We start from the raw sequence: 25,238 nt of genomic DNA, 5'->3' as shown, positions 1-25,238 counted from the left end.
TAAGGAGTCCAGGGAAGCTACCTAAACATTATGAAGTATTACTACAGCAAATATCCATGTTTATCCTACCACCTCGAAGAGAAGATAGAAGTTATCCTCGTTGGGTGAAACTGAAACCCAAGAAATACGCAATAAATAAAAAAAATGCCAGTCAGCTTAACTGACTGGCATTACAGCGAATTTGGCTGCTCTTTTCTTTTTATATTGATGGAATGGATAAGATTAGTTCTGTTTTAAGAACTCAATTAAGGTATCAATATTTTGTTTTGTGATGTCTTTATGAGTCACAAAGCGAATAGGGTTGCCAGCAGAAAGTAAAATATCCTGTTCAAGAGCTTTATCACAAATCGTTTTGATATCTACTTTGTTGTCTAATTTAGCAAAAACAATATTTGTTTGAATATGCTCAACATTCACTGAAAATCCATTTACCGTATTCAACTGTTCAGCTAAATATTTCGCATTGGCATGGTCCACGGCCAGTTGTGGTACTTGCTCGGTTAATGCGAGTTTTCCGGCAGCAGCAAGAATGCCCGTTTGACGCATACCGCCCCCCAGCATCTTTCTAATACGGCGAGCTTTTTTGATGTATTCTTTTGTGCCAAGTAGTAAAGAACCAATTGGTGCTGATAGGCCTTTTGATAAACAAATTGTCATACTATCAAAATGTTGAGCAATCTCTTTTATATCAACATCTAACGCAACTGCGGCATTATAGACGCGAGCTCCATCTAAATGCAGAGCAAGTTGATGTTTGTCCACAAATTCTCGAGCTTGAGCTAGGTAGCTTAACGGAAGAACCTTGCCATTAATGGTGTTTTCTAAGCTCAATAGTTTGGTTCTAGCAAAATGGAAGTCATCCGCTTTTATTGCAGCAGCCAGTTTTTCGAAGCATAAAGTACCATCAGGATTATTTTCAATCGGCTGTGGTTGGATTGACCCTAATACTGCTGCACCACCAGCTTCATATTTATAGTTATGGGCTTGTTGGCCACACAAATACTCATCTCCACGTTCACAGTGAGCCATAAGTCCTAATAGGTTTGCTTGTGTTCCTGATGAAGTGAACATTGCCGCTTCAAAACCATGGCGCTCAGCAGCCCATTGTTCTAATTCGTTTGTGGTTGGGTCATCTCCATAAACATCATCACCAACCAGAGCGTTAGCGATAGCTTCACGCATATTTGGTGTTGGGCGAGTAACTGTATCAGAGCGAAAATCAATCATGGTATATCCTTTACTGCACTTATTTTTATATAGATAGATAACCTAGCACACGGCTTGTATCCATGAAAACAATGTTATTTGGGTTTTACAAAAAAATAACGAGAATGGTGATTTATATATTAAGAAGAGTGCAATTTATTACCTCTAAAGTAGAGGGATTCGACTAATTGATGAGTGTATATGGTTATTAATCAAACAATTGAGGCAATATGTAACTATAACGACTCTGAAATTTACATTATACTCAAGAGAAAGCAGTTATCTTAAGTGTAAGGGAATGTAATGCAAGGAACCTCAACGAGAACAAGCGCAGCACGTGCGCTGTTATCTGAACGAATTCAAAAACTCACTACCGCATTATCTGATGGTGTGTATGAACGTGAAGATACAATGCGACTATGCTTACTTGCCGCGTTGTCTGGTGAAAGTGTATTTTTATTAGGTCCTCCTGGTATTGCAAAAAGCTTAATAGCAAAACGATTAATTAAAGCGTTTGATAACAGCCGTTATTTTGAATATTTAATGACACGCTTTTCGACACCAGAAGAAGTGTTTGGTCCTCTCTCAATTCAAGAATTAAAAGATAACGGTAAATACGTTCGATTAACTCAAGGTTACTTACCTGATGCTCAAGTTGTTTTCTTAGATGAAATTTGGAAAGCAGGGCCCGCAATTCTTAATACACTACTGACCGTTGTTAATGAAAAAACATTTAAAAATGGTAATGAAATTTCTCCTGTCCCAATGCGACTTCTTATTTCGGCATCAAACGAATTACCCGATGAAGACAGCGGCTTAGATGCGCTCTATGACCGAATGTTAGTACGCGTATTTGTTAACCGTATTCAAAATAAAAATAATTTTAAATCCATGTTGATGACAGGGACGATTCAAGAAACAGAAATCGATCCATCATTAGTTGTAACGGACAGCGAGTATCATCAATGGCAAAAAGAATTGGATGGATTAACCTTATCCGATCAAGTTTTTGAAAAGCTATTTGAGTTAAAGACCATGCTTGAGCAAAACAATACGGCTTATGATGAAGATCTGTATGTATCTGATCGACGCTGGAAAAAGTCCGTTAAATTATTAAAAGCATCCGCTTTCTTTAGTGGTCGTGATGAAATTAATCCGATGGATTTGTTGTTATTACAAGATTGTTTATGGACGACTCCTGAGAACAGAGAGCAAGTACGGGAGAGTATTCGAACATTCGCATCAGAAAAAGCGTTTGATCAACAAGCGGTATTAATGAATATCGATATGATCTTAACGGATATGGCAGAAATGGAAGCCAAGATTTTGGCAAATCACAGTGTTGAACTGCACATGGAAACTGCCGGTAACCGCTTAATGAAAAAAGAAAGCTATGAATTCGATTTTCAAAAAGGTAAGCGCTTTAGTGTTGGCAATGCACATCAATTAATAAAATTAGTGATGCTTCAATCTAATATGTCAGTATCCGAAGGTGAAAAAGGCGATAGCCGCTGGGTTTATGTTAACCCTGATGACATCGAAAAGCAGATGAAAGAAGGCAAAGCCTCGGTATATGGTTATGTAAACCAGAACCCAAGTCTGTGCATGCTTAATTTTGAATTAGATGCGGATTCCAGATTAGTAATCAAAGATATCGCAAATCGTTCTGTTCTTGTCGGTATGGTTGGTCATAATGACCCAACTGAAAGTCAATTTGAGGCATGGGCAGAGCAAGTTTCTGTAAATCAAAAGAAATTAGATGAAGCAGAACATCAACTGTTAAAGAGTCGAACTCAATTTCATGCAGCTTTACCTCATAACTTTATTGAAGAAACTTTGCCTTCAGTGATTGAAAACAGTCTACAGTTATTAACTCAACGTATTGAGGGATGTAAAACTCAATTTAATAACTCCAGTCGACGAGTAATGAAGTTTAGCGATTATTATTCTTAATAAGTAGTAAGGACAAATATGTTAGGTGCTGATGCCTTAAACTTGGTAATGATGGTAGCAGAATCAGGGATGATTGATTCTTCGATCGCTGAGGTTCTCTCACGTCCACAATTTCTGACAGCAGCGAAATCAAACCCTAATATAAAACCAACCATTAAGAATCATATTTTGAAATGGCGTGGCAAAGTTAAGCATAAGATGACCAAAGTATGCGAAACAGAGCGTATTCAAGATGAACTGGCTTTATACCAAGATGTGATTCATTGGAGCGAAAATGAGTTTTATCAACGCATTGATGAGATTGTATCTAAGCTAAAATGGCACTCTGCATTTTATGTGGAAGCAAAACAACTGGCTAATGATAACAAAGGGTTAATGAACCCAATGTTCCCTCGATTCTTTTGTGAACGTTGGTATCAAAGTTTGTCGGATGCAATCAAAAAAGCGCAGTTAAGTGAATTACAAGAGGATAAAGAAAAACTCCTTGCTGACTTGTATCAACGAATTGAAACATTAAAAACCATGGAGTCTGTTACTGCTGAAGGTGATGAAGCTCAAATCGGTAAACTGTGGGATATGGCATCAGCAAAATTGACCAAATCTAATGTAGATATCATGAAACTACATGCTCGGTTTCTGAAGAAAAATAAAGGATTACTAGACATCGCGTCTAAGTTAGGACGTATGGCCAATGAAGCTGAACATAGTGATAAATCACAAGCTATGGCTGAAGAAGTCAAAGTGGTGGAAGAGAAGAGTGATTTTGTAACTGACGATATTGTTGGTGTTCATGAAGGCGATGATTTAAGTCGTTTACTTCCTAATGAAACCTTATTTTTATCGCATCCAGAGCTTGAAGTTATTTTTTATCAGCACCTTATTGATAAACGTTTGATGAACTATCGTATGCAGGGGGCAGATCGTAAGTTACGAAAAGTCACAACTCAATCGAGAGCCGCAAGTAATGCACTTATTGAGAAAGGGCCGTTTGTTGTTTGTGTCGATGCATCAGGTTCTATGAGTGGCTTTCCTGAACAATGTGCAAAAGCGTTAGCTTATGGGTTAATGCAGATTGCATTGGCAGAAGAGCGAGATTGTTATGTAATTCTGTTTTCGACTCAGCAAATTACATATGAATTAAGTAAACAGGATGGCTTGAAAGAAGTCGCTGATTTCCTATCGTATAAATTTCATGGTGGTACAGATTTAGAGCCCGTGTTGGAAAAATCAATTCAGTTGATGCATGGGGATAAGTATAAAAACGCAGATTTAGTGGTATTGTCTGATTTTATAGCACCGACACAGTCAGAAAAGATAGATGCAATGGTAGGGGATTTGAAAAAACATCAGAACCGATTTCATGCGGTGTGTTTATCAAAATATGGAAATCCAGCATTAATGGCGATGTTTGACCACACATGGGCATATCATCCATCAATGCTAGGGAGACTAACGCAAATTCGCTAATTAGTCTTCTTTCACGAAACGTACTTTTGAAAAGCCAAGCTTTGTAAAGTAGCTGTGACGGAAATCTTTAACCGCACCAGGGTTATTTGAGGCCATTTCAACTTGCTTCAACATAGTATCGAAATCTGAGATATCAATACCTTCAGCAGCCGCTGCAGCTTCAAATGGGCCGTGAAATTCACGAAAAGAGAAAGGGATCTCTTTTGTTTCAGACTTGTAAGTATAACGAACGATACGAGCCATTATTTCTCCGAAAAAGGATGGCGCTAAAGCCATCCAATATTAATTATTTTTTGAAGATTTCAGCAAGTTCACGCTTCATGATTGGATCACGACGTGCTTTTTTGATTTGCTTAACTAGATCTTTCACACAGTTGTGTAAAACTTGATCAAGAAGTTGTGAACGGTATTCAGCTTGAGCATCTTCGTCCATGTTTTCTGGTAGGTCTAAGTTTTCGAACTCAGCCATGAAATCATAACCAGCGTAGCTTTGGCTTAGAGAAACTAATGCGTGGAATTGCTCAAAGTTATCTAGAACTTTTTGAGCACTAGCTGGCATTGCATCCCAAGATTCACGAACTGCGATTTCAGCTACTTCGTGCACAGAAACAAGCATGTGCCACATTTCTTCAGGAACGTTTTCAAATTCGATAACTTTTTTAAGTTCAGGAGAGATCGTTTCTAGATCGATAGCTTCTTTTTGTGTGTTTTCAACTTCAGACATGGGAATTTCTCGTCATATAAAAAGGAAATGGTAACTAGACCATCAGAAATGTCAATTTTATTCATTCCTATAAGGGACATTTGATAAGAAATCGTGGTTTTAATAAGCGAAAAGCAGGAATCAACATCACATTTATCACCGTTTTTCATTAAAGAAACGATTATAAACGTCGATATCAAGAGTAGGAATTATATTACTCGGATTGATCATGCTAAGACTTTTACCATTATTTGCTTCATTACTATTTGTTGGGTGTGCACCACAAGGAAGTAGTTTATTAGATACCGCACCAAAGACGAAAGAAGATGCACCGTTCCCTGATTTTGAAAATCCTGAAACAGCGCCTGTTGAAGAGGTGGAAACGTCAGAAATGACACGTGCATTGACTGGACCTAATGGTGAGTTAAAAGACGATGACATGCGACAAGTCGCTCAACAATTATCGAATATGGGTATTCAATATCACAAAGTAGGTAATGACCAACTGGTGATAAGCATTCAAGAAAAAGTGCATTTTTCTAGCGCTAAAGCTGAATTAACGCCACTAGCACGCTCACTACTTAATAAACTGATTGTCGTTATGGCGAGTAAACCAGAGCTAGCTCTAGTACTTGATGGCCATACGGATGTGACTGGTGATCCGATTAAGAATCAGAACTTATCTGAACAACGTTCAAACGAAGTACGTCGCTATTTACTATCGAATAAACTAAATGCGAGTCAATTATACTCTCGAGGTTTTGGTGAATATCTACCGTTATGTGATAACGATACGATCCTAGGTCGTAAATGTAATCGAAGAGTGGAAATTACCATCTTAAAAATTCACTGGTAACAATATAAAAAATGGCCCTCATTGTTGAGGGCCATTTTTTAGATGTTTATAAATTAGTTAGCAGTAACCGGTTGCTCTACGTAAGCCTTTGTTCCCCACAATGGCACCGTTGATAAACTATGCTTAAAGCTACCTTCCGTTTCTTTTGTTGTGTATGACAAGTACAGCAACGTTTGATTTTCAGCATCGTAAATACGTCTAACTTAAACTTTTTAGCTTTGTAAAACTCAACCCCTTTCTTTACTTCATCAGGCTCTTCTTGTTTTTTATTCACATTGGCTTCAAGTTCGTTGAGTTTGTTCTCCGCTAGTCTGGACTTGTTTTGATATTGGTCATAAGACTCAGAGAGTTCGACAATTTGCATTAGTTCTTGCTCTAAATCTCCAAAGTTACAGTCAAACTTTTCAAGTACACGTCTTAACCATTTGGCATTATCAATTTCTTTATCAAACTCAGATTTCTGATTCGTTAGACGTTCAATCTGTCTCTTTAAGCTATTTTTCTCAAACTCTTGCTGTTTGATATGCTACTTACCTAAAGAGTAGGCAGCACGCAACTCTTCAACTTTATCGCTTAGTCTAGATGTTGTATTACCGTTCAATAATTCGCTTCTTTGCCGTTTTAATGCCGAGATTTTCTTAAATAGCTCACTTTCTTGTCTTTTCAGATCTTCTATGTTTTTACTTAAGTCGTACTTGTGTTGCTGGTTATGATAATGAGTTAAGGTTGTTTTCGTTGTTACAATGTCACGGTTAATTCGTTCCAGTGTATGGTTAGCAACTTTGATTCTTTCATTTACCTGTTCAAGTTCACTTAAAGCTCGTTGCTGTTCGTTGTCAATCGAGGATTGTTCAATTGATGCGATATTTCTGGTTAGGGAGTGAAGAGGGTTGAAAGAAAGCCAAGTACAACGTTTGTGAAATTGGTCATCTAAAACCTTGTCACTTAGATAAGAAGTAAAGTCGGTAGATGGGACAGTAAGATTGCTAAGATTCAGCTCAATCACACTCTCGAACCGTTTTCTGAGATTTTGAATCTGGTTTTGGTCAACTTCGGAGTCATCTAACGTTACTGTAAGATAGATCGCTTTATTATCTTGCAGTGTTAGTTCGATTAGAGGTCTAGTATCTGTGTCGATTAATAGGGAGCAGTGTGTCACATCTACACTAATACTGTTTGTGCAAGTGTAATCAATAGGTATGGCTAGTCGTTGTTGAACTGAAATTAAATAGGTTAAACGTTCACAGATTTCGGATAGAACTAGGTGGTCGCATTGTTTATCAGAATGTTGAAATAGTTGAAAACTCTTCTCACGTTGGACACTCTTACCACAAACACGGCAATGACCTGTTAGGTCTTTGCTTTCCTTTGAGTCTATCAAAACACCATTGTCATTAAGGCAAAATCGAATTCCCATTCTTTGAGTGCTACACAACATAGCTAAACTCCCACAAGGTCAGATACATAGTCATATTGAACCAGATTTTAGAGTAGAAAAATATGCAATTCGATTGGTATTTAAGGAATTAATTACAAATTTGGTAAAAATGACTTTCCAAGGGTTAACCGCAGAATGCGTGTCACGCATAGTTACACGCTGTAAAGTATTTATACATCAGCTACTTGCTTCTTGTGTCTGTGTTAACGCCCTGTTATGTTTCAATACACATAAGGCGTTGAGTGTATAGCCAAAGGATATGAGTGTAAATTATGCTGACAGAACTAATAGGAAAGAACATCAAAACATTTAGAGATGAACAAAAGCTGTCTCAAAAAGAACTTGCGGAGCAGCTTAACGTGGCTAGACCTGTGATATCAAATTGGGAAAATGGGAAAAACGAGCCATCTTCGTCTCAGTTACTAAAACTATCGAAAATTTTCAAAACTTCAACTGATGAGCTAGTAGGTAATACTTCAATCAAGAAAAAGGTTATTGTTGTTGATACGTCTGCGTTGATCAAAAGACCATCGATCATTGATGAACTTGAAGAGTTCTTTGAAGAGGTCGTGATACCAGAAGTAGTGATTTCAGAATTGAATAATCTGAAAGACAGAGGCAACCCTTCTACAAAACAAAAAGCTTGGTTGGTAATGAAATCCATTACTGAGAAGAAAGAAAAATTCTGTATAGAAAAAAGCATCAAAACAGATGGAAACAATGATGAAAAGATCGCTGAAGTGGCAATTAAGAGATCGAAAGCTTGCCCTTACGATGATGTGTATTTGCTAAGTGATGATATCTATTTTCAGTTCTTGACTAGAGAACCAAGAAATCTCACAGCAATAACCCCCAATATGTACATAGAGAAGTTCCATACCGCAGACAACGATTATGATGTTGTGCGCTCTATTGAGTTCGGTTCTTTAATTAAAGGAAAGAAACTTCAAGAAGCTATGGATTTTGATATGCAGGGCGTTGATGTCAATTTTCATAGCCCTGATAGTGGCTTAACACCATTGATTTGTGCTGTACGAAATCGTGACCTACCGATGCTCAAATATCTTCTCACACTAAAAGAAATCAATCTTGATGTGAGGGATAAGCACAAATACCGATTCTCAGCTATCCATCACGCAACACAGATTAAAAAAATTGAAATAATAAAGTTGTTGGTCGAAAACGGGGCTGATCTTGACTATGGGAGTGGAGGTAAGAATGCTGGCAATACACCACTAATGATTGCTGCGTGGAGTGGTTTTTTACAAGCGGCAGATTACTTTTTATCTCACGATTCTTGTACTAATCAACAAGATAATAATGGCTACACACCTTTGATGAAAGCTTGTATTAAGCACGATATAAAAATGGTCAGAATGCTAATTGAAAAAACTGACTTGATGATTAGGTGTAGAAATAACAAAACAGCAGTTGACTATTTAGATGCTAACAACCCGAAAAGTAGTGATATATTTGAACTGTTTAAAGGATACTTGAAGTGATTGATAGAGCTTGTATATCTCTTGGAGAAAAATGTAACTTAAAATGTGCTTACTGCCACTTTCATAATGAAGATAATGGAAAGTTAAGTGGAATTCCGCAAGAGTTTACTACTGATGAGTTAATAAAAATAGCAAAAAACCTAAATGATTACGCAAGAATTAACAAGTTATCCACTTTCAAAATTGGGATAGTTGGTTCTGGTGAACCTATTTTGCAATATAGAAAAATTGTTGGTCTTATCGAGTATGTAAAGAATAATAATCTTGACCGATTAGCATTTTATACCATTACAAATGGAACAATATTAACAGAGAAAATGTTGAATTTTTTCTTGGAGCATAAAGACTCGATAAAAATGTGCTTCTCATTGGATGGTTATGAAGAGCTTCATAATTTAGGTCGAGAGAAATATAATGTTGTTTTTAATGGAGTGAAAAAGTATGAGTCTAAATTTGGACATAAGCCACCCATAAACTGTACAGTGCATAGCCAAACCATTTTGAATAAAACTAAACTTAGAACTTATCTTGAAGACAACAACTTTAAGGATGTAACTTTCTCACGCCTTTTCGATTCTCACGATGAAAGTATGACAGTATCAAAGGACGAATATCAATCTTTACTTGAAGATTTTAAAGGTAGTCAGTTCGAAGTACGTCAACTTGATGAAAATAACAAAAAGAAATATGACTGTACAATGTATGGCACACTCTGTGGAGTAGGTCGTACCAATATTTTCATCACCAAACGTGGTATCTATCCGTGTGGCAGATTCTATGGAAATGAAGATTACAATTATGGAGCATTCGATATGGACCTTGAAAATCTAGAGTTTCAAATGGGTCAGATGAGGTCTCTAGAGGACGGTGAATGTTACTACGATAAATATGTTGAGGTTAAATGATGAAGTTAGCTATCTATGGTGTATCCAGAGCTGGTAAAGACTATCTAATCAAGAATGTAATAGCCTATTTACAGGAAACTACACTGTTAACTGCTATTCATATTGAGGGTTCAAAGACATTGAATGCTCTTGCTCAAGATATGTTCCAAAAAACCTTCAAAAGTCTCGAAGAATCAAGGAAAAAAACTCTACGTGAAAAATTCACTGAGATCGTGAATGAAAAGAATTCAGAATACGATCTCGTACTAGTAGATGGTCATTATTCTTTTATAGATGGTGATTCTTACAAAGTAGTCTTCACTGAACAGGATGAAAATGTTTACGACCACTTCTTCTACTTGGATACTCCATCAGAAATGATTGTAGAATTTTCAAGAAAAAGTACAGGAGAAAAAAGAAATTTAGATATTACTGTAGAACAAATAAGAAATTGGAAAAAGTATGAAAAATGTGAATTAGAGAAAATATGTAATAGTCACAGAAAAGAGCTAGTGATTTTAGATGAAGACACTAAATCAACGGTTCAATTTATTTCTTTTTGGTTAGACTCATATTCATCAAAGTTTTGTAATCAAACCTTAGCTCTTAACTTTTTTACTAACTATAAAGAGTTACTAGAAAAATCAACTCAGGTTATCCTTGTCGACTGTGATAAGACTGTTTCAATTAATGATGGGACTTATGATTTTTGTAGACATTTAGGAATAAAAAAAGAAGAGTTAAAATCTGTATTTAGAAATGATAGGTATACTTCATACCAATTCTTTAAAGTTTGGAATCTATACAAAAAGCATAATCCTATGAAAGTGGGAGAATCGGCGACTCAAACTTTGAAAAAGATAAAACTGAGCCAGAGCATATTCGACTATTTAGCGAATCAGAAAGACTCTATTGTTATCGGTGTTACGTCAGGCGTATTTGATATATGGAGCCTAGTTAACGAAAAGCATCAAATATTTGACATTTTGTTAGGGAACATTTGCAAACCAGAAATTGAATATCTTGTTACGCCATTGTTCAAGAAAGAATTATCGAATCTACTAAGAGACAAAGGAAAACACGTAGTAGCCATTGGCGATTCGATGATTGACATTCCAATGTTAGAAGCAGCAAATCAAGGGTATTTGGTTGCTCACGAAAAGTTAAACAAAGCAGTGGAGGCTTACTTAGCAGAAACGGAGTTTACAAATATCGAATCAATGTTTGAGGTTGGATTGTCATATGACCTCAATAAATGCTGTGAACTAGAAGAAGTATAATTATGTATGTATTAAATGAAAGCTGCCAAAATAATAATGTTGAACAATTGATTGATATTTGTAAGAGCAGTTCAATGTCGATGGGCTACAAACTTCGTACCGCACACTATCAGTTAGGAGAGGTCATTGCAGAACCAATAGTAAAATCTTCAAATCAACAACAAAACTATGCTGTATTGATTTTGATGCGGGCAGGTTTGTGCTTTGGTAATGGTATTGCAGACAAGCTTGAACAGCTAGGTAGCAATGTATCAATAATTTTCGTCAATGATGATCTGATTTCTAACGAAGACCTCGAAATTGTTAGAGACAAGAACATTATTATTGTTGATGCAGTAATAAATTCAGGTAAAAGTGTTTTTGGCCTGATTGACCAACTTCCAAATACGGACTCTGTAAAGCTCGCTACAACAGTGATCCCAAGTTCTTCGACTGAGCTACTTGAGAGCTATGATTTATATACTGTACGAGTATCAGATAACAAGTATGAGGGAGCAAAGGTTCAAGTCATCTCAGGTGGAAAGGGACCTGATACTGGCGATAGACTGTTTAATACATATAGCTAAGACATTTACCAAGCAAGAGCAGTATCATTTACCATATTGCTCTTGTTTGGTGTTATATGAGTCAATAGAAAACTATTTGTCAGCATTCGCTACTATATAAGCAGCAGTACCCCATAGAGGGACTGTAGAAAGGCTGTGTTTGAAACTACCTTCCGTTTCTTTTGTTGTGTATGACAAGTACAGCAACGTCTGATTTTCAGCATCGTAAATACGTCTAACTTTCATTGATTTGAAGAAAATACTTTTAGATTGCTTGAAAACAACCTCACCAGATTTACTTCTGTCAATTTGAGCGATCATTTCAGGTGTGATTTCACCTGTTTGACGACATGAGATAGAGCTGTCACTTGGATCTGAAAGGCTTAAATTTGCTTCAACTGATGCGATGTGGCAAGTAACACCAGGGATCTTTTCATCATCCAAGTTTGAAATTTTGATGTCTTTCATCGTGAACATACCTAGTGATACATCACCAACTTCGTTATCAGAACAAGCGCTAAGCAATGTTGTGATAGCAAGTGCAAAAATGATTTTTTTCATTAAAGATTCTCTGATTTTAAACGATATAAAAGAGTGTAGCATAAGCGCGATTTGATTTAAGCATCGACGTTATACTAAAAAAAGAAGCTATGTCATTACTTTAGCATAAAGTAACTAACTTTATGTACTAAAGGAACTAATTGGATTTTTGAATTCAGATGATATGTATTAGTATGCGTTGGATAAAATATATGAGTGGAGATATAACTTGAAAAAACAAATGATTACTGTCGCTTTAATGGCTCTTCTATTAACGGCTTGTAGCTCTCCATCCCAACCACGCATGTGCGTTCCTGATTTTTGCAATATATGGGGTCAATGATTTAAGTTAGATTGCTTTTATCTTCGATTCAACGTATCAATCTCATCAATTTAAGCCTATAATCAACGGGTTCAAGACATTGTTAGGATTTTAGAATGAAAGTATGTGGCGTAGAGCTTAAAGGTAATGAAGCAATCATTTGTTTAGTTAATAAATCAGATGGCATGATCGACTTACCTGATTGTCGAGTAGCTAAATTTGATATTGTTGAGCCATCAAAAACGGAATCAATCCGTGATTTTCAATTTAAATTTAAAAAATTAATGCAAGATTACCAAGTTGAAACGGTTGTTATCAAAGAACGTTTAATGAAAGGTAAATTTGCAGGTGGTGCTGTTGGCTTTAAATTAGAAGCTGCAATTCAACTTATTGAAGATGTTGAAGTAGAAGTTCTTAGCGCTGCTGATCAAAAAGCAAGCCTGAAACGCGCTCCAGAAATGATTCGCGTAAAAGAAATTGGTCTAAAAGGCTACCAACAAGATGCCTACGAAACAGGTTATGCATTTTTGAATTTCTAATTTAAATAAAGGATGGGGTACCATCCTTTTTTGTAGGTGATATGAACAGCGAAACATTCAACAAGAACAAGTTATCTTGGTTGGCAGAACAGGTAAATGTTGATTTCCCAACCCCTGAAAGTCTTAGAGGTAGAGATATCTACCTAAGTCAAAATGCATGCGTACCAACTAAGCTTGAATTTGTTAATTCAAATATTCCTGATGGCGTATTTGTTTTACCTGTTACAGAGCATAGGCTAACCATTCGTTGGGCAATGATTGTTGCAAAACAATGGGATAAAGAATATGACGACGTTCTTGAGTTTTTGACTCAAATCGAATTGTCAGAAGAATATCAGTTATTTGTTGCTTTAAATGGAATGATGCCAATTGCTGCGTGTTTATCGCAAGTTATTGATGGCGAATTATTTATTTCAGATATTGTTATTACGGATAATACCCTTGATGTTGATGGATTCTTAGGATCTGTAATGGAGCAACAATCAAGTTTACATGGGACTACTTTTACAACTTGTATTAAAGCCTAATACATCTTCAGAGTCTTGAAACATGCGTCATTACCTATCTCTAGTTTGTGGTTTTATTTTCTTATTTGCACCAATGAGTTTGTTTGCTCATGAAATGAAACCACTGAACATACTCGTGTTGCACTCATATAGCCCATCTTATGAATGGACAATGAATATACAACAGGGGATTTCAGAATCCATTGCTAAAGTTGATCGAAATGTTCGACTTTCTGTTGAGTACATGGATTCTAAGCGTGTAAACGGTAACGACTACAAAGCGCAATATCTAACATATTTGAAGCACAAATACTCGGAAGGGTATTTTGATGCGATCATTGCATCGGATGATAATGCACTTAATTTCTTAATTAAAAACGCAAACACAACTTTTCCTAAGCTACCTATCGTTGCTGTAGGTATCAATAATTTGTCAATTGATTTAGCTGATATTGAAGATAGAACAACCGTTTACTATGAACGTGACCATATCGTAAAAAATTTAAAGCTCTCGCAATCTCTTTTCCCTGAAAGAAAAACAGTATATTTGTTTAGTGATAACAGTTTAACTTCCCAACTTGTAAGAAAGCAATTTATAGAAGACGCTAAGGTGTTTCCTAACTTAACAGTTAAAATCATTGATGATTTATCTTTAAGAGAAGCAGAGCAGTTCTTAGCAAGGGCAGGCGATGATTCGGTCGCTTTCTTAACTCATTTTAATACTGAGTTAAAAAAAGGGAATTACTATGACTATGGGGCGATAGCTTCAGTGTTGTCCAAGAAAAGCAATATACCTATTTTTGTATTTTGGGAACACTATATTGGATATGGTGTATTAGGTGGTTATGTTAACCGTTCTTACGCTTTAGGGATCCAATCCATTTTATCGCTATCAAATAAACTACATTTTACGGTTAACGAAAAAGTATCAGCATATCCTGTAGCATGGGAAGGTTATGTATTTGATTATGGAATTGTAGATAAATTCAATATAGATAGAGACGATTTACCTTATGCTTCAAGCATTGTTAACGAGCCTGAATCATACTTATATAAAAACAGAAATATCATATCCGTAACGGCTCTACTTATCATTATGATGTTAGGGATAATCGTTACTCAGTACATTGCGATTTTACGTAAAAAAGAATTAGATGAGAATAAAACGCATATTCTTAAATTACAAAAGAAAACGTTGAACGTTCAAAAAGAGATGATCAACGTCCTCGGTGAAGCAATCGAGACCCGTTCAGGTGAAACGGGTAATCACGTAAAGCGTGTGGCAAAAATGTCTTCTTTGCTTGGGCGTTTATATGAGTTACCAAAATCAGAATATAAATTGCTTGAAGTTATTAGCCCTATGCATGATGTTGGAAAAATAGGGATCCCTGAGGCTATTTTAGATAAGCCCGGCAAGTTAACACCAGAAGAAAGAACCATTATCGAGACCCATACTATTATGGGGTACAAATTATTAATGTCTGGTGATGGCGAAATAATGCAATCAGCAGCTCGAATTGCATTAGAGCACCATGAAAGATGGGATGGGAAAGGGTACCCAAATCAGTTAAAGGGTGAAGAAATTCATATTTTCGCAAGAATAACAGCCATTGTTGATGTCTTTGATGCCCTTATGAGTAAACGTTGTTATAAAGAAGCGTGGCCATTGGAAAGAGTTATTGAGCTGTTTAAACAAGAACGAGGTCGACAATTTGATCCCAATTTGTCTCAATTATTTCTAGATAATATATACAGTTTTATTGATATTCGACTTGAATACCCAGACTAAAAATAAAGTTAACAAAAACAACTTAACTTCTTGGTATAAAAAAAGCCCTAACTCCATGAGAGGTAGGGCTTTTTTCTTGGTTTTTTCTTATCCGATAAAACTGATGTAAGTTTGTAAGATAATCAAATTTACAATATCAATAAAGAAAGCACCAACAATTGGAACGACCATAAATGCTTGTGGAGAAGGGCCGAAACGAGAAACCAATGAGCCCATGTTCATCACTGCTGTCGGTGTAGCACCAAGACCAAAACCACAATGACCACCAGCCATTACAGCTGCATCATAATTTGAACCCATTACTCTGAAGGTTACAAAATATGAGAATAATGCAAGTACAACCGTCTGAATAGAAAGAATGATAAGTAATGGAATCGCTAGATCAAAGATATTCCACAGCTTAAGACTCATCAATGCCATTGCTAAAAACAGAGCCAATGAAACGGTACCTAAAATATCGACAGTTTCAGTGTCGATTTTATGTACTTTAGTGACTTCGGTAATATTTGTAATGAATACACCAATGAATAGAGCGTATACAAAATCAGGTATTTTTAACCATGCGATGTCGAATGTTGCAATGAAGTCACCAAGATGACCAGCACCAACCACGCAAAGCAGTAATACAAATAACGTCTCGATTACTTTTTTTGCGGTTACTTTTTCTTCTTCACGTTCATTGTAGGTAACAACTTCAGGGAAGCGTGAATGTGTATCAACGCCAGTGCCGTATTCTGATTCTAAGTTATGTTTATGAATTAATTTTTGTGCGATAGGGCTACCAATTAATCCACCCATGATTAAACCAAATGTAGCTGAAGCCATTGCAAGCTCAAGCGTATTTAAATGGTATGTCTCAGCAAATGTATGTGACCAAGCTGCACCTGTACCATGACCGCCAGATAGTGTAATTGAACCTGCGATTAAACCCATAAGAGGGTCAAGTCCCATTAAGCTAGCAAGGCTTACGCCAATACCATTTTGAATAATGATATAAACAGAAGCTACAGCAAGGAAGATAAATACTTTACTTCCGCCTTTAATTAATTGTTTGTAGTTTGCAGCAAGTCCAACTGTACTAAAGAACATCAACATGAATGTGCTTTGTAATGGCAGTGAGAACTTTAAGTTAATCCCTTGGAAATGTAGGATCGTAATGAAAAAAGCTACGATTAATCCGCCTACAATTGGCTCTGGGATATTGTATTTTTTAAATAGTACGACTTTTGAATTGATCAAGTGGCCGAGGAATAACACGGCAATTGCAATTAAAAATGATTCAAGCGCACCAATAGATAGAGTGTGTGACATAGTACTCCTAAGTTGAAATATCTAATTTATAGTTTCGTCCACAATTTTAAATTATGCGAAAATAAATGAAGAATACATGTATTTTAATGCATTCTTAATCTAGATATTGTCTGATTTCAGGGACTGATAGTATCATTTTTATTAATAGAGTTGGGTTAGTGTATGGTAAAACATATGAATGCGCTGTTAATATTGAAAATAACAATGACAAGTTTGGTTGCTATTCGTCGTAAAAAAGGACAATGCTGCCACCACGTAAGGCACTTCCAACGTTAAATGTGAAGCCGATTCCAACATTATCAACCAAAGAAATCCACTTTCTCGTATCGATTAACCATGCAATATTGAACTCATAATAAAAGTTTGTTCCAAGTGGCTCATTTGCGTCTCCACCAAGATCAACTCGTTTAGCCTTTAGATATAAAACTTGTGCTAAACGATTCCAATGCGCCATGTTATATCGCAGTTGAATGCTGTTTACGAAACGCCAAACCTCTGGGTTGGCATCAGAACTGTAATCTGATGAGCCACCAAAGCCTTGCCCATAAGCATAGTGGTAGCTATTGTTAAAACGCCATTCACCCCAATCGGTCTCTTTTTTATATTGGAAGGTGATTTTGGGTTCAATAATGAACGCATTACTTGATACGTTGTAGTACAAGCCATCTAAAACAGGAGCGAAACTCTGACTGAAATCAGAATTATAAGTATGAGTATTTCTATAATGCATTAAATGAAACGCATTGCCGACAGAAATGGTCCAATTCTCATAAAAATCGTAGTTTTGCGCGTATTCCGCATATAAACCAAATATTTCATCTAAATCAGCATCAGGTGAGGTTTTATCTTTGAACTCGACATCAATATCAGTATTAACGTATGACGCTCTTACTGTGATTTCATGTGACCAGCGTGAGTCAGGATCTTCAGTGAGTTCAAAAGTATAGGGTAAAGAATACACCGTCATTTGGTTACGCAGCTGAATAGAATCATTGCTACCTAAGCCATTATCAGGGTTATTTTCGTCTTTAGATAAATAGCGGTTTGGATTGAAATCAGCAATACCAAAAGTGATCATATTACTGTCTGATAAAACTAATGATGTTGCGAAGGCTTCTTCAAATTGGCTTGCAGGCGTAAAGTTACGAGCTTCAGCTTTATCGTATGCTAAATAAAGCAATATCATAACAAGCAGTGAAGGACGTAGCCTTATCATTCGTCTATAACCTCATATCGTTAATTTATAAATATCTAGATACAATTTAGTTCAAAATCAAGTATTAATCTACTTTAAATCAGTATCTTAAATGATAATCGAGATAAAATTATTCTAGATAAGATAAACACGCTACATAAACGTTAGTAGCGTGTTTATTTCTCTTAGAGCTTATGTTACTCGCTAATAAATCCACCGGTTTGATGGTTCCAAAGTTGAGCGTAAATGCCACCTAATGCAACGAGCTCTTTATGTGTGCCTTGCTCAACAACTTGGCCTTTATCCATCACTAATAAGCGGTCCATTGCTGCAATGGTAGATAAACGGTGCGCAATGGCGATAACAGTTTTGCCTTGCATTAATTCATCAAGGCTATCTTGGATCGCAGCTTCAACTTCAGAATCTAATGCTGAAGTTGCTTCATCTAAGATTAGTAAAGGTGCATCTTTTAATAGTACACGCGAGATAGCGATACGTTGGCGTTGACCTCCCGATAATTTCACTCCACGCTCACCAACTTGTGCGTCATAACCTTTGCTACCAAAAGAGTCTGTTAAGGTCTCAATGAATTCGTGAGCTTGCGCTTGTTTAGTTGCTGCAAATAGGTCTTCATCAGTAGCATCTGGGCGGCCATACTTTATATTATCGCGAATAGAACGATGAAGTAGGGAAGTATCTTGACTCACCATGCCAATTTGGCTTCTTAATGAGTCCTGAGAGACATCTCTAATATCTTGCCCATCAATAGATATCGAACCTGATTCAACATCATGAAAACGCAGTAATAAATTAACAAGTGTTGATTTGCCAGCACCAGAACGACCAACTAAACCGATTTTTTCACCGGGTTTAATTTCCAGATTCAAATCATTAATTACGCTTTTGTTTTCACCATAATTAAAGTTTACGCTGTCGAACTTAATGGTTCCTTTAGATACATTAAGCTCTGAAGCGTTTTCTTTATCTGTGATCTCAATAGGCTTAGATAGGGTGTTAATACCATCAGTAACCGTTCCAAGGTTTTCAAATAACGAACTAATTTCCCACATTATCCAGTGTGACATGCCATTTACACGCAGAGCTAAACTAATCGCAATTGCAATGGCGCCCACGCTAAGTACATTATCTAACCAGAGTGCAATAGAAACTGCAGCAATTGAGAAAACCAATAAGTAGTTAATGATTTCAACTGAGATATTAATCCCTGTTGCTAAACGCATTTGTTTATGAACCGTACCTAAAAATTCTTCCATGCCTTCTTCAGCATATTGAGTCTCACGCTTACTGTGACTAAAGAGTTTCACGGTGTTGATGTTGGTGTAACTATCAACGACACGTCCAGTCATTGTTGAACGAGCATCAGCTTGTTGTTCTGAAATAGCTTTAAGTTTAGGTACAAAGTGAAATTGAATCGCTACGTAAGCTGCAAACCAAATGAGCATTGGCAACATTAATCGCCAATCTGCTTGACCAACCATGACAACCATAGAAGTAAAGTAAACAGAGACATAAACCAATACATCTAATAACTTCATTACCGTCTCACGAACGGCTAAAGCAGTTTGCATTACTTTTGTTGCAATACGACCAGCAAAGTCATCTGAGTAAAATGAAACACTTTGTTTTAATAAGTAACGGTGTGCTTGCCAACGAATTGCCATTGGGTAATTACCTAATAACGTTTGGTGCGTTAGCAAAGAATGTATAAATAAAAGGATAGGAACAATAACAACAATTAAAAAACCAAGCAGTAGTAATGTTTGTCCTTCTTGAGCTAAAAAGGTTTCTCTATCATGAGTTGATAGCCAATCAACGAGCTGTCCCATAAAGCCAAATAATGATACTTCGATCATGGCAATAATGGCACTTAATAGTGACATGCTAATTAATGGAACTTCAAAGCCTTTAGTGTAATGACGACAGAATGCATACAAACCTTTGGGTGGTTGGTCGGGCTCTTGTTTTGGAAAAGCAGTCGTTAACCGCTCAAAGAATTTAAACATAATTAAACCTTAAAATTATTAGCCAACGTTCACTATAGTGAAGTTGTTTGTACATATTATTAACATAACCTAAATCAAGTGCTTATTGTAATGTTTTTATAGGATAAGTAGAGCTGTTTATTAAAAAAATTAGTAGGTTGAGACTCAGTAGAGGTATGATGAAAAAATACCATCACAACAGAGTAAGCAAATGAAAAAAATACCAACCAATATTATTACGGGTTTTCTAGGTGTAGGAAAAACCACCACCATCTTACAATTACTAAAAAATAAACCAGAGAATGAATCTTGGGCAGTATTAGTAAATGAATTTGGTGAAATTGGCATTGATGGTGCTTTTCTTGCTGAAGGCGGTGCCATGGTGAAAGAAGTTCCTGGCGGCTGTATGTGTTGTACTGCCGGTCTTCCTATGTCTGTTGGGATTAACGCGTTACTGAGACAAAAACCGGATCGTTTAATTATTGAACCAACAGGGTTAGGGCACCCTAAAAAAATCATTGCTATTTTACAATCAGAAAACTATGAAAAGTACATTGATTTGAAGGCAACGATTGGCCTTGTTGACCCAAGAAATCTATCTGATGATAAGTATGTATCTAATCAAAACTTTAATGATCAATTGGGTATTTCTGATGTCGTTGTCGCGACTAAGATGGATATGGTTTCAGATTACGATGAATGTTTATTTGATTCATGGGCAAAAGAACTGTCAACTCAACCTAAAACAACGAAGATAAATCATGGTGAGCTACCACAATCTTGGTTGGATGAAGATCGTACTATTGAGTTAACGATTGAAGAACATCACCACCACCATGCTGAACAAGATATTGTCGAAATGGCTCTTGAACCAGGTCAGAAGTTTTGCAGAAAAGAGAATAAAGGCCAAGGCTATGTAAGTTGTGGATGGTTTTTTGGCGCTGAATCAGTGTTTGATTTTGAAGAATTGTTTTCGATGTTATCAGATTTGAATGCAGAACGGATTAAAGCTGTGATGAATACAGATAAAGGGTGTTATGCATTTAATGTGGCTAACCGTGTCGTCTCTGTTAATCAGTTAAGTATTGAAGGAATGGAGTCAAAACTTGAAGTAATTGATACTCAATTGCTTCCATGGGATCAGTTAGAAACAATATTGCTAAGTCTGATCATTGAATAATTGATATTGATGTACAGATAAAAAAGGGGAACGTAAAGCTCCCCGTTTGCATTTTTGTAATGGAATATTAGCGTTTGTTTTTCAGATAACGTTTACGACGCTCTTCTTTTTTCTTCGCTTTTTCTTCTTCTTTACGAGCGGCATCAATTTCAACTTGAATTAACTCTTCAGTGATCATCTCTGGTAATTCAAGAGTGACTTGACCAAGAACACCTGAGCGTAATTCATGAAGTAAAATCTCAGATGCTTTGTAAAGGTTGATTCGACCACCAGCTTGTAAACAACCACGGCTACGTCCAATCGCTTCCATTAGTTCTAAATCATTGTCTGGTAGTTCATCTAACTTGTAACGTTCTTTTAAACGTTCTGGGTATTGTTTAGCAAGATATTCAACAGTGTAGAATGCAACTTCGTCATATTCCATTGCTGTATCTTTTACCGCACCAGTTGCCGCTAAACGGAATCCACTGTGTGGGTTTTCAACTTTTGGCCATAAAATTCCTGGGGTATCAGAAAGTACCACACCGTTTTGAAGATTAATGCGTTGTTGACGGCGAGTAACCGCTGGTTGGTTACCTGTCACAGCAATTGTACGACCGGCTAAAGTATTAATGATGGTTGACTTACCAACATTCGGAATACCCATGATCATGGTACGAACGTTTTTCCCCATTGCCTCTCTGTGAGGAACAAGTTTACGACATACTTCCATGATTTTATGGATTTCTTCTGGGTTTTCTGTAGTAACCGCCATTGCAGTTACGCCTTGTTCTTTTTCTAAATGCTCAATCCAAAGTTGAGTTACTTCTGGATCCGATAAATCACGCTTATTAAGTACTTTTACACACGGTTTGTCTTTACGAATAGAAGAGATAAGCGGATTTTCACTACTAAAAGGAATACGGGCGTCAAGAACTTCAATGATAACATCGATTTTTGGCACAACTTCTTCAATCTCTTTACGAGCTTTGTGCATGTGTCCCGGGAACCATTGGATGGACATGGCGTGAATCCTTTAAAAACGAAAAGGGTTATTTTAACGGTAAAGTGGAAAGTGTAAAGAGCTCCTTGTATTGCTTGGTGATTTAGTATGAAAAAAACGGCCTAAATAGGCCGTTTAAATTAATGTTTAGGGTTAATGATGTTTATAAAGTGGCAACAACAGTATTATCAACGATATCTATCATTTGTTTTATTTCACTGCCTAGTGCTGAAGGGTACCAAATTTCCACCCAAACCTTATCGACGTGGTTTGGAAGCATCATACTGCTTTTAAATTCGGTACTGTCATTCATTGGGGTTAGAATGATTTGAGATGTATAGTCTACGGCACCTTCATTAAATTCAGTGTAGATAGACATAAAACCTCGATCACTTTGAGAGCTTGCAACAGAAAGGTCGAAAGTGACTTCTCGTTCTGTTGAGAATGTAAAACCTTCTGGTACCGACAACTCACTTGTTTTAATACCACTTTCTTTTTTAGGTACATCTGCCGCTGCAGGTGCTGCTCCCCCCGATGTACCAGATGACGAATCACTACATGCCGAAAGAAAAGTAATGATGGCGATACTTAGTAATATATTAATTCGTTTCATAAATCCTCCTTGTTAGTCAGCAGTTGACCAAGTATTACTAGCTGTAGGGTTAAGGTACCAAGTTGTTTTTTCTGTACCGCCTGATGTTGCCCATTCAGCGAAGTCTGGGTAAGCATCACCAATATCAATATATTCTGATGGATGATTCCAAGGTGATGAAATTAATATCCCCCATGGAAGATTTCCGGTTGTACGGTAGTATTTACTTGTTGCAGGGTCTGAATCATCCTGAGCAATACCATAGAAACTGCTCACCAATGTCCCTCTACTTGTCGGTGGGAAATCCGCTGTGTGAATTTCTAAATCTGTCCCTGGCGCTGTAGAGAAGCTATCACCGTGATACAAGCCATAGCCTGCAGCAAAGATGAATGGGTCGGCACCATTTAGAGGTAATAGTGAACTTACACTAGGCTCACTACCATCATTGAAAGGAAGTGAGATGCTAAATGTCATCTGCTCCGATTCAAGTGATGCACTACATGATGGATTTGTACGGTGGAATTTACACTCTTCGTTAATGATTATGTCTTCTCGTAGATTTAATGAAGCAACAACAATCAAGTCTCCACCAGCAGAGGCGATAGATTTGTCTTCGCCAGTAAATGGTGAAATATTCGCTCGAGTAACGCCATTTTTTTCTAAACGAGCCAACGAAAGGTTTATATCCGATTCAGAGAAGCCGTTGAGTTTCCAACCTAGACCGTTACCATAAGATGCGCCGTATGCCATGATGGTCCCGGTAATATCAAATCGTAATACTTCACCATCTTTACTCACAATAGTCGTTCGGTAATAGGCAACCACATCATTTAAGTCAAAATCACCAATTTCAGGCCAGTTATCCTCAAACGCTGCAGTATAATAACCAGAATGTTGAATCGTTGTTCCCGGGTCTGTAACATCAAAAACATAGTCTTCGACCTCACCATCACCAACGTAACCCGAGCTTGGTATATTAGGGTTGCTTGATAAACGGAAACGAGTTTGTACAGAACCTACGGTTGCGCTATCACTGACTCTAATTGGAACGATTTGTACGCCACTCACCACGGGGTGGTTTGTTAAAATTTGTTCACCCTCATCAAATGAACCGTTCATATCCCAGTCAGCCCATGCTTGTAGATAACCACTGCCACTGGCACTTACATTTATTAACGCGTCTAACCCTTTCTCTAAACTGGTTAAGATAGTGATACCGTCATCGTCGTTACCGTCAACATCGAGATCATCACCATTTGACGCTATTCCTGGTTGGCCATCGGCATCTGCATCGACGTTACTACCTAAGTAAAGAGTACTTGTCATAGCATGTTCTGCACCGTCATTGGATTTTAAGGTGTTGTAGCTATCAGGAGCATCACCAAAATCAGATTCATCAGAGCTTCCAATTGGTGAAGTAAAATCATCAAGATCCCAGTTACCATCAAAAGCAGAAAAAATTGGGTTTGGCAAAGGACTGTTGCTAGCGGTAACGGTTTCAAATTGAAGAGTCACAATAGACGTGTTTTTATAGGTGAATTTTACAGCACCTGAAGTGTCGGTTTCACTATAGTTTGTGCCAGGACCTGTGAATAAAACAGAAAGACCATCAGGACTTTCTTCGGCTGTTAGACTTGCCCCAGCAGAACCGGTTTGATAGCTGAAAAAACCTTCGTTTTTATATACACGAACTTGCTCTGATTGTACTGGCTCACCATCGATATCATAACCAATCATCTCAAATTCAGGGATAGTATAAGGGATTGAAAAAGTACCAGACAATCCATCGGTTCCATCAAAAAATTCAAAAGTATAAATAAGACCAGCAGGGCCTGGAGAGTTTGTTTGGTAGAGGAAACCAATATCTCCACTAGGTTGTGTTGAACCTTCTTTATAATTAGGTGTGTGGTACAGGAAAGTGGCATCACCAATAATTCGGCTGCTTATCTTCGCATCAATAGTTTTACCGTTATGAACACCAACATTTAGGAAGTGCATAACAGGGCCATCATATGAGGGACCAAAACTATTATTTAGATTGGTGTCTTCAATATGATTTGAAAAGTCCAAATCGACGACGGTTGCATGAATAGGAATGCTCGCAGTAGCGAGAGCAATAATTGGTATTAGTTGTTTGTATTTCATAATAAGCCTCTATTCTGTTTGAATGAGATTCATGTGATCTCAGCAAAATGTATAGATGTAGCATCTGAAACTACGGAATAAATAAAACAACTGGTTTGAGCATAAATACGTTCATTTAACTGTAAAAACACCATACTAATTAGTTGTATTCGCTAATCGTTCTAAGCATTGTTTTATTCAGTACTTTAAATGTAGCAATATGCATACCATCAATTGCGAATAAAAGGTATTTCGTTTATCTTATTGATTGGTAATGTTTTTATTTGATGGGTTGTACTCGGTGGGAAAATAGTAATCCAG

Annotated in this window: 22 protein-coding genes and 1 pseudogene; 11 read left to right on the top strand and 12 right to left on the bottom strand. The window is 36.9% G+C overall.

Going from position 1 to position 25,238, the window contains the following annotated elements; all coding sequences use genetic code 11:
- Window positions 1–222 precede the first annotated feature (222 nt).
- Complete coding sequence (gene ltaE / locus HC728_RS17545; RefSeq protein ID WP_190395815.1) at window positions 223–1,227, bottom strand: low-specificity L-threonine aldolase; 1,005 nt, start codon at window positions 1,225–1,227, stop codon at window positions 223–225.
- A 282-nt stretch (window positions 1,228–1,509) separates the two neighbouring features.
- Here ltaE and HC728_RS17540 point away from each other — a divergent pair, with 282 nt between their 5' ends.
- Window positions 1,510–3,159: an ATPase RavA domain-containing protein gene (locus tag HC728_RS17540; RefSeq protein ID WP_065597521.1), complete on the top strand. Its 1,650-nt coding sequence runs from the start codon at window positions 1,510–1,512 to the stop codon at window positions 3,157–3,159.
- Between the two features lie 18 nt (window positions 3,160–3,177).
- A complete protein-coding gene (gene viaA, locus HC728_RS17535; RefSeq protein WP_065597520.1) occupies window positions 3,178–4,626 on the top strand; it encodes an ATPase RavA stimulator ViaA in 1,449 nt (482 codons plus the stop codon).
- Here the strand turns inward: viaA and HC728_RS17530 are convergent, their stop codons facing one another.
- Window positions 4,627–4,869 carry a DUF2960 domain-containing protein gene (locus HC728_RS17530; RefSeq protein ID WP_005422664.1) on the bottom strand — a complete coding sequence of 81 codons (243 nt, stop codon included), beginning with the start codon at window positions 4,867–4,869 and terminating at the stop codon, window positions 4,627–4,629.
- A gap of 43 nt (window positions 4,870–4,912) precedes the next feature.
- Window positions 4,913–5,350, bottom strand: a complete 438-nt coding sequence (locus tag HC728_RS17525) for a DUF3069 domain-containing protein (protein ID WP_005422665.1) — start codon at window positions 5,348–5,350, stop codon at window positions 4,913–4,915.
- A gap of 208 nt (window positions 5,351–5,558) precedes the next feature.
- Between HC728_RS17525 and HC728_RS17520 the strand changes: the two genes are divergently transcribed.
- Window positions 5,559–6,185 (top strand): OmpA family protein, encoded by a 627-nt coding sequence (locus HC728_RS17520; RefSeq protein WP_065641188.1) that lies wholly within the window; start codon window positions 5,559–5,561, stop codon window positions 6,183–6,185.
- A 53-nt stretch (window positions 6,186–6,238) separates the two neighbouring features.
- On the opposite strand, the pseudogene HC728_RS17515 reads toward HC728_RS17520, so the two are convergent.
- Window positions 6,239–6,388: pseudogene (locus HC728_RS17515) on the bottom strand (CreA family protein); the annotation flags it as partial.
- A gap of 323 nt (window positions 6,389–6,711) precedes the next feature.
- Window positions 6,712–7,623 (bottom strand): hypothetical protein, encoded by a 912-nt coding sequence (locus tag HC728_RS17510; protein ID WP_065641186.1) that lies wholly within the window; start codon window positions 7,621–7,623, stop codon window positions 6,712–6,714.
- 272 nt (window positions 7,624–7,895) lie between these two features.
- Between HC728_RS17510 and HC728_RS17505 the strand changes: the two genes are divergently transcribed.
- The 4 genes from HC728_RS17505 to HC728_RS17490 are packed head-to-tail and all read left to right on the top strand — an operon-like array spanning window position 7,896 to window position 11,855.
- Window positions 7,896–9,125, top strand: a complete 1,230-nt coding sequence (locus tag HC728_RS17505; RefSeq protein WP_065641185.1) for an ankyrin repeat domain-containing protein — start codon at window positions 7,896–7,898, stop codon at window positions 9,123–9,125.
- Window positions 9,122–10,030: a radical SAM protein gene (locus tag HC728_RS17500; protein ID WP_065641184.1), complete on the top strand. Its 909-nt coding sequence runs from the start codon at window positions 9,122–9,124 to the stop codon at window positions 10,028–10,030. Before HC728_RS17505 ends, HC728_RS17500 begins: the two co-directional genes overlap by 4 nt.
- Entirely contained in the window at window positions 10,027–11,289 is a 1,263-nt protein-coding gene (locus HC728_RS17495) for an AAA family ATPase (protein ID WP_141677044.1), read from the top strand. Before HC728_RS17500 ends, HC728_RS17495 begins: the two co-directional genes overlap by 4 nt.
- Before the next feature lie 2 nt (window positions 11,290–11,291).
- Complete coding sequence (locus HC728_RS17490; protein WP_190395814.1) at window positions 11,292–11,855, top strand: uracil phosphoribosyltransferase; 564 nt, start codon at window positions 11,292–11,294, stop codon at window positions 11,853–11,855.
- Window positions 11,856–11,927: 72 nt separating this feature from the next.
- Here the strand turns inward: HC728_RS17490 and HC728_RS17485 are convergent, their stop codons facing one another.
- Complete coding sequence (locus HC728_RS17485; protein ID WP_065641181.1) at window positions 11,928–12,395, bottom strand: CreA family protein; 468 nt, start codon at window positions 12,393–12,395, stop codon at window positions 11,928–11,930.
- Between the two features lie 417 nt (window positions 12,396–12,812).
- Between HC728_RS17485 and HC728_RS17480 the strand changes: the two genes are divergently transcribed.
- From HC728_RS17480 to HC728_RS17470, 3 genes are read left to right on the top strand one after another with little or no spacing between them, the layout of a single operon-like run.
- Window positions 12,813–13,235: a DUF3010 family protein gene (locus HC728_RS17480; protein WP_005422668.1), complete on the top strand. Its 423-nt coding sequence runs from the start codon at window positions 12,813–12,815 to the stop codon at window positions 13,233–13,235.
- A gap of 41 nt (window positions 13,236–13,276) precedes the next feature.
- Window positions 13,277–13,762 (top strand): hypothetical protein, encoded by a 486-nt coding sequence (locus tag HC728_RS17475; RefSeq protein WP_012534940.1) that lies wholly within the window; start codon window positions 13,277–13,279, stop codon window positions 13,760–13,762.
- A 22-nt stretch (window positions 13,763–13,784) separates the two neighbouring features.
- The gene (locus HC728_RS17470; protein ID WP_065622675.1) at window positions 13,785–15,530 is read left to right on the top strand and encodes an HD domain-containing phosphohydrolase; all 1,746 of its coding nucleotides are present in this window, start codon (window positions 13,785–13,787) and stop codon (window positions 15,528–15,530) included.
- An 87-nt stretch (window positions 15,531–15,617) separates the two neighbouring features.
- On the opposite strand, the gene gltS is transcribed toward HC728_RS17470, so the two are convergent.
- The 3 genes from gltS to HC728_RS17455 form a co-directional block, all read right to left on the bottom strand.
- The gene (gltS, locus tag HC728_RS17465; protein WP_005422679.1) at window positions 15,618–16,841 is read right to left on the bottom strand and encodes a sodium/glutamate symporter; all 1,224 of its coding nucleotides are present in this window, start codon (window positions 16,839–16,841) and stop codon (window positions 15,618–15,620) included.
- A gap of 220 nt (window positions 16,842–17,061) precedes the next feature.
- Window positions 17,062–18,057, bottom strand: a complete 996-nt coding sequence (locus tag HC728_RS17460) for a Solitary outer membrane autotransporter beta-barrel domain (RefSeq protein WP_190395813.1) — start codon at window positions 18,055–18,057, stop codon at window positions 17,062–17,064.
- Window positions 18,058–18,233: 176 nt separating this feature from the next.
- Window positions 18,234–20,060, bottom strand: a complete 1,827-nt coding sequence (locus HC728_RS17455) for an ABC transporter ATP-binding protein (protein WP_190395812.1) — start codon at window positions 20,058–20,060, stop codon at window positions 18,234–18,236.
- A 190-nt stretch (window positions 20,061–20,250) separates the two neighbouring features.
- Here HC728_RS17455 and HC728_RS17450 point away from each other — a divergent pair, with 190 nt between their 5' ends.
- On the top strand, window positions 20,251–21,219 hold the full coding sequence (locus HC728_RS17450; protein ID WP_012534602.1) for a GTP-binding protein: 969 nt from the start codon (window positions 20,251–20,253) through the stop codon (window positions 21,217–21,219).
- A gap of 67 nt (window positions 21,220–21,286) precedes the next feature.
- Here HC728_RS17450 and ylqF read toward each other — a convergent pair whose 3' ends face one another.
- From ylqF to HC728_RS17435, 3 genes are all read right to left on the bottom strand, one after another.
- Window positions 21,287–22,222 (bottom strand): ribosome biogenesis GTPase YlqF, encoded by a 936-nt coding sequence (gene ylqF / locus HC728_RS17445; protein ID WP_005422686.1) that lies wholly within the window; start codon window positions 22,220–22,222, stop codon window positions 21,287–21,289.
- 142 nt (window positions 22,223–22,364) lie between these two features.
- Window positions 22,365–22,814, bottom strand: a complete 450-nt coding sequence (locus HC728_RS17440; protein WP_005422687.1) for a lipoprotein — start codon at window positions 22,812–22,814, stop codon at window positions 22,365–22,367.
- 12 nt (window positions 22,815–22,826) lie between these two features.
- Window positions 22,827–24,938 (bottom strand): LruC domain-containing protein, encoded by a 2,112-nt coding sequence (locus HC728_RS17435; protein ID WP_190395811.1) that lies wholly within the window; start codon window positions 24,936–24,938, stop codon window positions 22,827–22,829.
- Window positions 24,939–25,238: the final 300 nt, after the last annotated feature.

It is taken from the genome of Aliivibrio sp. S10_S31, assembly GCF_014694495.1.
Taxonomy (GTDB): Bacteria; Pseudomonadota; Gammaproteobacteria; order Enterobacterales; family Vibrionaceae; genus Aliivibrio; species Aliivibrio fischeri.
This window is presented reverse-complemented; position numbering and strand designations above follow the sequence as displayed.